At 72.7% G+C, this 9,844-nt stretch carries 5 protein-coding genes and 3 pseudogenes; 3 read left to right on the top strand and 5 right to left on the bottom strand.

Translation table 11 applies throughout. The annotated features are described in order from the left end of the window. Together ABZ646_RS31765 and moaA are read right to left on the bottom strand one after the other, a co-directional pair. Positions 1-541: pseudogene (locus ABZ646_RS31765) on the bottom strand (hypothetical protein); the annotation flags it as partial. Between the two features lie 420 nt (positions 542-961). Beyond that, positions 962-1,771 (bottom strand): annotated as a pseudogene (gene moaA, locus ABZ646_RS31760) (GTP 3',8-cyclase MoaA); the annotation flags it as partial. Here moaA and ABZ646_RS31755 point away from each other — a divergent pair. Further along, a pseudogene (locus ABZ646_RS31755) lies at positions 1,760-2,218 on the top strand (alpha-galactosidase); the annotation flags it as partial. The pseudogenes moaA and ABZ646_RS31755 sit on opposite strands and share 12 nt — an antisense overlap. Next, on the top strand, positions 2,215-4,224 hold the full coding sequence (locus tag ABZ646_RS31750) for a beta-galactosidase (protein WP_360526455.1): 2,010 nt from the start codon (positions 2,215-2,217) through the stop codon (positions 4,222-4,224). The pseudogene ABZ646_RS31755 and the gene ABZ646_RS31750, both read left to right, overlap by 4 nt. 243 nt (positions 4,225-4,467) lie before the next feature. Here the strand turns inward: ABZ646_RS31750 and ABZ646_RS31745 are convergent, their stop codons facing one another. From ABZ646_RS31745 to ABZ646_RS31735, 3 genes are all read right to left on the bottom strand, one after another. Then, a complete protein-coding gene (locus ABZ646_RS31745) occupies positions 4,468-5,133 on the bottom strand; it encodes an NUDIX domain-containing protein (protein WP_360526452.1) in 666 nt (221 codons plus the stop codon). A gap of 81 nt (positions 5,134-5,214) precedes the next feature. After that, positions 5,215-7,032 carry an ABC transporter ATP-binding protein gene (locus tag ABZ646_RS31740; RefSeq protein WP_360526449.1) on the bottom strand — a complete coding sequence of 606 codons (1,818 nt, stop codon included), beginning with the start codon at positions 7,030-7,032 and terminating at the stop codon, positions 5,215-5,217. Between the two features lie 206 nt (positions 7,033-7,238). Beyond that, positions 7,239-8,204, bottom strand: coding sequence for a D-2-hydroxyacid dehydrogenase family protein (locus tag ABZ646_RS31735; protein WP_360526446.1), 966 nt, complete (start codon positions 8,202-8,204; stop codon positions 7,239-7,241). A 188-nt stretch (positions 8,205-8,392) separates the two neighbouring features. Here ABZ646_RS31735 and ABZ646_RS31730 point away from each other — a divergent pair. Beyond that, the coding region (locus tag ABZ646_RS31730) for an MFS transporter (RefSeq protein ID WP_360526443.1) at positions 8,393-9,844 on the top strand (1,452 nt) is incomplete at its 3' end.

The following is a 9,844-nucleotide window of genomic DNA, read 5'->3' as shown; positions in this document are numbered from 1 at the left end:
GAGCGGGGTGGTCGGCGTGCCGGGCCTCGTGTTCCGCCAGGCGCTGCGTGCGCGGCGAGCCCGCCTCCATGTGCTGGTCGGTCAGGAAGACCGTGCCGAACATTGTGCCGGCGCGGACGACTCCGTCGTCCAGGACCACAGTGGTCGTCCCGTTGTCGCCCTGCTGGTGCACCTCGCCTCCCTTGCCGACGCCGTAGAGCAGGGCCGCCCCGGAGACCGGGGCGTTGACCACCACACGGGTGGTCTCCCACAGACCTCCGTCACCTTCGGATCCGGCGACCGCGAAGGCAGCGCCAGACGCCAGCTGCACCGCAGCCCCGGCCGCAACCACCCCGCGCCGCAGCCGGGACGGCGCCCGCCTGCGCAGTGTGCCGACGATGGCGAGGACAAGGCCCACGAGGCCGCCGCAGATCAGGCACGCCGCCCACCACAACGCCCTGTGGGGTCTCCGCTTCCCCGGCCGCATGGCGATCGCCTGTCGCTCCGGGACGGCCGGCCAGCGCTCCGAGGCAACGGGCCGGTCCAGTGTCGGCGTTGTCACGGGCGCCTCTCGGAGTCTCGGTCGGCGCCGGTGAGGGGGATGACCTTGCTCATCGTTTCCCTGCGCTCCGTCAACGGTTTCAATGACCACGCACAGGAAGTGCCAACGCGTGATCCATCAGCGAGAAATATTTGATTCCGACCCTCACACGTGGGCGCGGGCGCGAAAAGAGGAGAAATTCATCCGGGAAGAAGAACAACCAGGGAGGAGACCCTCCCCCTACCGGGCGCAACGCGACGGCTACGCGGTCACGACCCTGTCAACTCGGACGGACCGCTGATGACCACGGACGGACAGGCGCGTGGGATGGTCTTCGTCGCCTCGGCCACCCACCCTGACACGGGGTACGCCCTGGCCGTCGATCAACTGCGCACCCTCGCCGCCCAGTGCCCCTGGGCCGACGCCGCGGTTCGGAATTGCCTAGCCTCCGATGGCGGACATGGGGCGGTCGGGCTGGACAAAGGTCGGGTCGTCCAGGCCGGCGCCCGCCTTCTTGCCCCGCATCGCCGTACGCCACATCCGCGCGATCTCCTCGTCCGGTGCGTCCGAGCGCAGGGCCGCGCGCAGGTCGGTCTCCTCCCTGGCGAACAGACAGGTGCGTATCTGGCCGTCGGCGGTGAGCCGGGTGCGGTCGCAGGCGGCGCAGAACGGGCGGGTGACCGAGGCGATCACACCCACGCGGTGCGGGCCGTCGTCCACGCGCCAGTGCTCGGCCGGCGCCGAACCTCGGGCCTGGATGCCCTCCTCCGTCAACTCGAAGCGGGTCCGCAGGGAGGTCAGGATGTCCCCGGCGGTGATCACGCCGTCGCGCTTCCAGCCGTGCTGGGCGTCCAGCGGCATCTGCTCGATGAAACGCAGCTCGTAGTCGTGCTCGACCGCCCAGGCGAGCAGGTCGGGGGCCTCGTCGTCGTTCAGGCCCGGCATCAGGGCCGAGTTGACCTTCACAGGGGTCAGGCCCGCCTCGCGGGCGGCGCCCAGGCCCTCCAGGACGTCCCGGTGGCGGTCGCGGCGGGTGAGGGCCTTGAAGACGTCCGGGCGCAGGGTGTCCAGGGAGACGTTGACCCGGTCCAGGCCCGCCGTCTTCAGGGCGGTCGCGGTGCGCTTGAGGCCGATGCCGTTGGTCGTCAGGGACATCTGCGGACGCGGGGCCAGTGCGGCGACCCGCTCCACGATGCCGACCAGACCCGGGCGCAGCAGGGGCTCACCGCCGGTGAAACGGACTTCCTCTACGCGGGCGCGATGGACGGCGTCCGGCACTCGGGCGCGGACGCGCTGACCGCCTACCGGCTGGGCATCGCCCTGATCCGGGAGGCGATCGGCGCGGACGCCTACCTGCTGGGCTGCGGCGCCCCCGTCCTGCCGTCCATCGGCCTGTTCGACGCGATGCGGGTCAGCCCCGACACGGCCCCGCACCGCCGGCCCGAGGCCGGTGACTACAGTCAGCCCGGCCAGGACGCGGCCGAGTTCACCGGCGCCGGCCGCCAGTGGCAGCACGACCGCCTCTGGACCAACGACCCCGACTGCCTGATGGCCCGCCCCGCGGTGGAGACCCGCGCCCGCTGGGCGGCCCACGTGGAGGCCGTCGGCGGCCTGGTCGCCTCCAGCGACCGGCTGCTCTCCCTCGACCCGTGGGGCGTGGAGACGACCCGCCGCATCCTGACCGGAGTTCACCGATGAGCGACCGAACCCTCTCCGTCCCGGGCATCGCCTACGGCGGCGACTACAACCCCGAGCAGTGGCCCGAGGAGGTCTGGGACGAGGACGTCCGCCTGATGCGCGAGGCGGGCGTCACCATGGTCAGCGTCGGCATCTTCTCGTGGGCGCTGATGGAGCCCGCCGAGGGCGTCTTCGACTTCTCGCGGATGGACCGGATCCTCGCCCTCCTCCACGAGAACGGCATCGCCGCCGACCTCGCCACCCCCACGGCCGCGCCGCCGGCCTGGTTCTTCCGCGCCCATCCCGAGGCGCTTCCTGTGGACCACGACGGCCGCACCCTCTCGTACGGCAGCAGGCAGACGTTCTGCCCGAGCAGCCCCGCCTACCGCGAGGCCGCGCTCAGGATCACGGCCGCCATCGCCGAGCGGTACGCGAGCCACCCGGCCGTCCGGATGTGGCACGTCCACAACGAGTACGGCTGCCACAACGCGGCCTGCTACTGCGACACCAGCGCGGAGTCCTTCCGCCGCTGGCTGCGGGCCCGGTACGACGACGACCTGGCCGCCCTCAACCACGCCTGGGGCACCACCTTCTGGAGCCAGTGGTACTACGACTGGGACGAGATCCTGCCGCCGCGCGCGACCGGCGCAGTGCCCAACCCGACGCACCAGCTGGACTGGCGCCGGTTCTGCTCGGACGAACTGCTGTCGCTGTACAAGGCCGAGCGGGACGTCCTCCGGGAGGCGGCCCCGGCGATCCCGGCCACCACCAACTTCATGGTGACCTTCAGCTTCGACGCCCTCGACTACTGGCGGTGGGCACCGGAGCTGGACGTGGTGTCCAACGACCACTACCTGAAGTCGGTCGACCCCGAGTCGGAGATCGACGTCGCGCTCAGCGGTGACCTGATGCGGTCGCTGGCGGGCGGGCCGTGGCTGCTGATGGAGCACTCGACGGGCGCCGTGAACTGGCAGCCCGTCAACCGGGCGAAGAACCCGGGCGAGTTGCGGCGCAACGCGCTCGCGCACGTGGCGCACGGCGCGGACGGCATCGCGTACTTCCAGTGGCGGGCGGCGAAGGCGGGTGCCGAGCAGTGGCACTCGGCGATGCTGCCGCACGCGGGCACGGACAGCCAGATCTGGCGGGACGTGGTCCGGCTGGGCGCGGACCTCAGGGCGCTGGCCGAGGTCCGCGGCAGCACCGGCACGGCCGAGGTGGCCATCGTCTGGGACTGGGACGCCCGTTGGGCGGTCGAGCTGCCCTCCCAGCCCAGCGAGGAGCTGCGCTACCAGGACGTGGTCCGGGCCTGGTACGAGCCGCTGTGGCGAGCCGGGGTGGCGGTGGACTTCGTCCGCCCGGACGCCGACCTGTCGGCGTACAAGGCGGTCCTCGCCCCGAGCCTGTACCTCGTGGACGACGCGGGCGCGGCCAACCTGGCGGCCTTCACCCAGGCCGGCGGCAGCCTCGCCATCGGCTTCCACAGCGGTGCCGTGGACGAGAACTGCCATGTGCGGCTGGGCGGTTACCCGGGGGCCTTCCGGGAGCTGCTGGGCGTGTCCACGGACGAGCTGTTCCCGCTGCTGCCCGGGCAGCGGGTGCCGCTCAGCGGGGGCGGCACCGGGTCGCTCTGGTCGGAGCGGGTGCGGCCGGCGGGCGCGGAGACGGTGACGTCGTACACCGACGGGCCGTTGGCCGGGGTGCCCGCGGTCACCCGGCACGGGTACGGCTCGGGTGCCGCCTGGTACGTGGCGACGCTGCCGGACGCCGGCACCCTGGCGGGGCTGCTGGACCGGATCCGCGCCGAGGCGGGCGTGGCCGCGGTCCGCACCGCCCCCGCGGGCGTGGAGGTGGCCCGGCGGCGCGGTGCGGACGCGGACTACGTGTTCGTGATCGACCACGCCGGGCAGGGCGCCGAACTCCCGTTCGCCGCGGGCTCGGTGGAGCTGCTGTCCGGCAAGCCGGTCGACGGCACGGTCACCGTGGCGCCCGGCGACGTCGCCGTCGTACGCGAGCCGCGGAACCAGTAGCCACCGAGGACCGCACGGGCCGGGAACCGGCGGCGGCCGCCCCGTCCGTCGCCGTCGCCGGCCCTCCCCTGCGGGACCCCCGGTTCCCACACGGGCGGGAGCCGGGGGCGTGTGGGCGGGAGCCGGGACGGCCGTGCCGTCGGTGGCCGCGTCCTTCGTCGCCGTCCCGGGGGCCGCTCGGTCAGTGGGCCGCGTCCAGGTCTTCAGCTTGAAGTGCGCTCCAGGTCAAGGGGGTCGACCGGATCACCGGTCGGCGAACGGGCCTTCGAGGGCCGCCCACTGCAACAGCATGATCGTCTTGGCGTCGGCGATCTCGCCCGTCCGGATCATCTCCAGAGCCCGGCGGAAGGGGAGTTCGAGGATCTCGATGTCCTCGCCCTCCTCGTCCAGGCCGCCGCCCTCATGGGTGCGGGTGGACGGGCTGTAGGCGGCCGCGTAGAAGGAGATCCGCTCGGTGACCGAGCCGGGGCTCATGTAGACGTCGAAGACGTGCTGGACGTCGCCGACGGTGTGCCCGGTCTCCTCGACGACCTCCCGGCGGACCGCGTGCTCGGGGTGCTCGTCCGCCTCGTCCAGGAGCCCGGCCGGGGTCTCGATCAGCATGCCGTCGGGGTGGCCGTTGACGTACACCGGGAACCTGAACTGGCGGGTGAGCAGGACGGTTTCGCGTTCGGTGTCGTACAGGAGGAGCGTGGCGCCGTTGCCGCGGTCGTGGGTCTCGCGCTCCTCCGTGTGCCAGGTGCCGTCGGCGTGCCGGTAGTCGAAGGTGGTGGCCCGCTCGACGTACCAGTGACTGGACAGCAGTTTCACCTCCCGGACCCGCACATGCGGGTTGCCGGTCAGGTCCAGGCCGGTGCGGTCGAGTCCGGTACGGCCCCGGCGGTCCGGGGTGTCGATCCCGGCGGTCATCGGATGCCGGCCGGACGGGCGCAGGTGTTCGGATGGTTCATGATCACCTGTCTACCACCCGTCCGGTCCGGCCGATGTGACCTAGTGCACTTCAGCCCTCGCGGGGTCCTCGTCGAGGAAGCCGCCCGACTGGTGCTGCCACAGTTTGGCGTAGGCGCCCTCCGCGGCGAGCAGTTCGTGGTGCGTGCCCTGCTCGACGATCCGGCCCCGGTCGAGGACCACCAGCCGGTCCATGGCGGCGACCGTGCTCAGCCGGTGCGCCACCACCAGGGCCGTCCGCCCCTCCATGAGCCGCCACAGCGCCTCCTGGACGAGGAGTTCGCTCTCGGAGTCGAGGGCGCTGGTCGCCTCGTCCAGGAGCAGGATCGGGGCGTCCCTGAGGATCGCCCGGGCCAGCGCGACCCGCTGCCGCTGGCCGCCGGAGAGCTTCACGCCCCGCTCCCCCACCATCGTCTCGAAGCCGTCGGGCAGCGCGTCGGCGAACTCCGTGACGTGCGCGGCCTGGGCGGCGAGCCGGATCTCGGCGTCGGTGGCGCCGGGCCGGGCGAAGGCGATGTTGTCGCGCAGGGTGCGGTGGAACATCGCGGGGTCCTGCGGGACGTAGGCGATCTGGCTGCGCAGGTCGGCCTGGCGCAGCCGGCTGATGTCCTGGCCGCCGATCGTGATCCGGCCGCCGTCGATGTCGGTCATCCGCAGCAGCAGCCGGGTCAGCGTGGTCTTGCCGCCGCCCGAGCGGCCGACGAAGCCGAACCTCGACCCGCTGGGCACGTCCAGGTCCAGGCCCTCGAACAGCGGTTTGGCACCCGCGTGGGTGAAGGAGACCTTCTCGAAGCGGACGTCCGCGGCCTTGGGCGCGAGCGGTTCCGGCACCTCCGGGTCGAGCACGGTCGGCGGTTCCAGGAGCAGTTCGGTGAACTGCGCGGCCTCCGTCATGGAGCTTTCCATGCGCCGGTAGATCTGGTTGAACTCGAACATGATCCGGGTCGCGTTGGAGTAGTACGTGAAGGCGACCACGACCGCCTCCACACTGTGCCCGCCGCCTGCCAGCGTGACGGCGAGCAGCAGGCCGAGCGCATTGGTCGCCACGGACATCGGCGCGACGAACGTGTCGATGCGCAGGTTGCCGTAGTCCCAGGAGCGCAGCTGGCGCCGCCGCGACTCGGCGACCCGTGACCGGTGTTCGGCGGCCTCCCGCTCCTCGGCGGCGAACGCCCGGACCGTGTCCATGTTCATCAGGCTGTCGGCGACGTGCCCGGACACCCGGGCGATGGCCTCCTCGCGCTGGGCGACCAGCCGTTGCCGGCGCCGGATCAGCGGCACCGCGCACACCCCGGTGACCGTGATCATCGTCAACAGGCCCGCGACCAGCAGCGGTTCGTAGCGCCACAGCACCACGGACCCGAAGACCAGCGGCACGAAGCTGCCGACGATGTTGAAGGTGAGGGTGTCGCCGAACTCCTCGAAGCGGGTGGCGAAGCTCAGCACCCGCTTGGTGAGCGACCCGGCGAAGTTGTCGTGGAAGAACGCGGCGTCCTTCGCGAACAGTTCGTCCATCCCGATGACGTACAGCCGCTCGATACCGAGCGCGTCAAGGCGGTTCAGGCAGTGCAGACCGACCCGCCAGAGCGCCTCCGCCAGCAGCAGGACACCGGCGAAGCCGAGGACGTACGGCAGTGCGCTGCGCGGGCTCAGGCCGTGGCCGTCGGCGATCCTGCCGACCAGCTTGGCCACGACCAGCGGGGCCAGGTAGTTGATTCCGATGTTGCCGAGCGCCGGCAGCAGCATCGCGGGCAGGGTGAGCCGCTTGAGCCGGGCCAGCTCCCGGCCGTAGTAACGGAGCGCGAGCAGCACCGCGCCCCGGCGTGGTCCGGTGGCAGGTAAATCGACAGAGGATGTCATTTCAACCCTGTGTAATCGTCGCGCGGCACGCCGAGTCGGCCGCCACAGGTTCGCGGCGGCCTGGAATCGGCAGGTCAGGAAAGGGAAGTGTGGCGCGACGGCGGTGACGCAGTCCACGTGTTTTTCGGCGCGGCGACTACGGTGCGAACACGCATCCGAGCGGGTTCGGCGCCTCCGGGGCCGGCGGCTGGGGCGGCACGGCCGCCTCACCCGCCGGCCAGCACCCGGACGGGGGAGCCGTCGAGGAAAGCGGTGATGTCCGCCACCGCCTCCGTGTAGAAGGTGCGGTAGTTCCGCTCGGTGACGTAGCCGAGGTGCGGGGTGGCCAGCACGTTCGGCAGGGTGCGCAGCGGGTCGTCGGCGGGCAGCGGCTCGGTCTCGAAGACGTCGAGTCCGGCGCCCGCGATCCAGCCCTCGCGGAGGGCGCGCAGCAGCGCGCTCCGGTCGACGATCGCGGCGCGCGAGGTGTTGACGAGGTAGGCGTGCGGCCGCATGGCACGCAGCTCCGGTTCGCCGAGCAGGCCGCGGGTGCGGTCGGAGAGCACGAGGTGGACGGAGACGAAGTCGCTGCCGCGCAGCAGCTCCTCCTTGCCGGTCGCCGGCCGGGCCCCGGCGTCGGCGGCCCGCTCGGGGGTGAGGTTCTGGCTCCAGGCGAGCACGTCCATGCCGAAGGCGGTGGCCACGCGTGCCACCCGAGTGCCGATCTTGCCGAGTCCGAGCAGGCCCAGAGTGCGCCCGGCCAGGTCCTGGCCGACGGTGGACTGCCAGGGGCCGCCCTCGCGCAGGGCGCGGTTCTCCGTGGTGACGTGCCGGGCCAGGCCGAGGAGCAGCGCCCAGGTCAGTTCCACGGGCGGGGTGGCGTTGCTGGCCGTACCGCAGACGGTCACGCCCCGGGCGGCCGCGGCGGCGAGGTCGACGGAGGCGTTGCGCATCCCGGTGGTGACCAGCAGACGCAGCCGGGGCAGCCGGCGCAGCAGGTCCGCGTCGAACGGGGTGCGCTCCCGCATGACGACGACGATCTCGCAGTCGGCGATCTCGGCGACGAGCTTGTCCCGGTCGCCGATGTACTCACGGAGTGTCCGCACCTCGACTCTCCCGGCGAGCGGACTCCAGTCGGCCATGGCGAGGGCGGCGCCCTGGTAGTCGTCGAGTACGGCACAGCGAAGGGTCATACCGGCATTCTTCCTTGCCGACAGCCGACAGCCGACGTGCGGGACCCTGGTGAGCTGCGTCCGGACCCGGGTGAGGTGCGGGCACACCCTGCCGCCGTATCGTACGGCTGTCGTTGATCCGGAACGTTCCACCGGCCCTGGCAGCCCGCCTGGACCGCCCGCCCTCTCCTCGCCCCGCGGAGCAGCGCATGACAGCCACGACCTCGCCCGAGAGCGGTGCCGTACGCACGGAGTCGGCCTGGGCGCCGATGGCCGCCCCGGTGTTCCGGGCCCTGTGGATCGCGCAGTTCGTGTCGAACGTCGGCACCTGGATGCAGACGGTCGGCGCGCAGTGGCTGCTCCTCGGCCACGGCGCCACGCTGGTCACGCTCGTCCAGACCGCCTCCAGCCTGCCCGTCGTCCTGCTCGCCCTGCCCTCCGGGGTGCTCGCCGACCGCTTCGACCGGCGCCGGCTGCTGGTCGTCGCCCAGTTCGCCATGTGCGCGGTGGCGACGGTCCTGGCGGTGCTCGCCTTCGCCGACGCGCTCGGCCCCGGCCCCCTGCTCGCGCTCACCTTCCTGCTCGGCTGCGGCACCGCCCTGATGGGCCCCGCCTGGCAGGCGATCCAGCCCGAACTGGTCCCCCGCGAGCAGCTCGGCGGGGCCTCCGCACTGGGCGCGGTCAACATGAACCTGGCCCGCGCCATCGGCCCGGCCGTCGGCGGTGTGCTCGTCGCCGCGGCGGGCGCGGGGTGGACCTTCGCCTTCAACGCGGTGTCGTTCCTGGGCATCGTGGTCGTGCTGCTGCTGTGGAAGCGGCCCGCGGTCCCGCCCGTTCCGGCCGCCCGCCGCGAGAGCTTCGTCACCGCCTTGTACGCGGCCCGGCGTTACGTGTGGAACGCCCCCGGTGTCCGCCGTGTCCTGCTGCGCACCGCCCTGTTCATACCCGGCGCCGCAGCCGTCTGGTCCCTGCTCCCGCTGGTCGCCGGCGACTCGCTGCACCTGGGCTCCGGCGGGTACGGCCTCCTCCTGGCCGCGGTCGGCATCGGCGCCGTCAGCGGAGCCTTCCTTCTGCCCCGCATCCGCGGGACGCTGGGCGCCAACGGCACGATGGCGGCCGGTGCCCTCGTCTTCGCCGTCGTGCTCGCCGTACTGGCCACCGTCCACGTCACCTGGATCGTCGCGCCGGCGCTGCTGCCCGCCGGACTGGCCTGGATCGGCGTGCTGTCCACCCTCAGCGCCGCCACCCAGACCCGGCTGCCCGGCTGGGTACGCGCCCGCGGCCTCGCCGTCTACCTGCTCGTCTTCCAGGGCGGCCAGGCCCTCACCGCACCCCTGTGGGGCGCCCTCGCCCAATGGCTCGGCCTGACCGGCGCCCTGCTCGTCGCGGCGGTGCTGTTGCTGCTGTCCGCCGCGAGCGTCCGCCGGTGGCCGCTGTACGACGCCGCCCGCATCGCCCCCTCCCCCTCCGACCACTGGCCCGCCCCGCCCCTGGTCTTCGAACCCGGCCCGGCCGACGGCCCCGTCCTCGTCTCCATCGTCTACCGCGTCGCTCCCGACGACCGCACCGCCTTCACCGACGCGATGCGCGACGTGGCCCGCTCCCGGCGCCGCACCGGGGCCCTCACGTGGGGTCTGTACGAGGACGGCACCGCTCCCGGC

It is taken from the genome of Streptomyces sp. NPDC007162 (assembly GCF_040634175.1).
Classification (GTDB): Bacteria; Actinomycetota; Actinomycetes; order Streptomycetales; family Streptomycetaceae; genus Streptomyces.
This window is presented reverse-complemented; position numbering and strand designations above follow the sequence as displayed.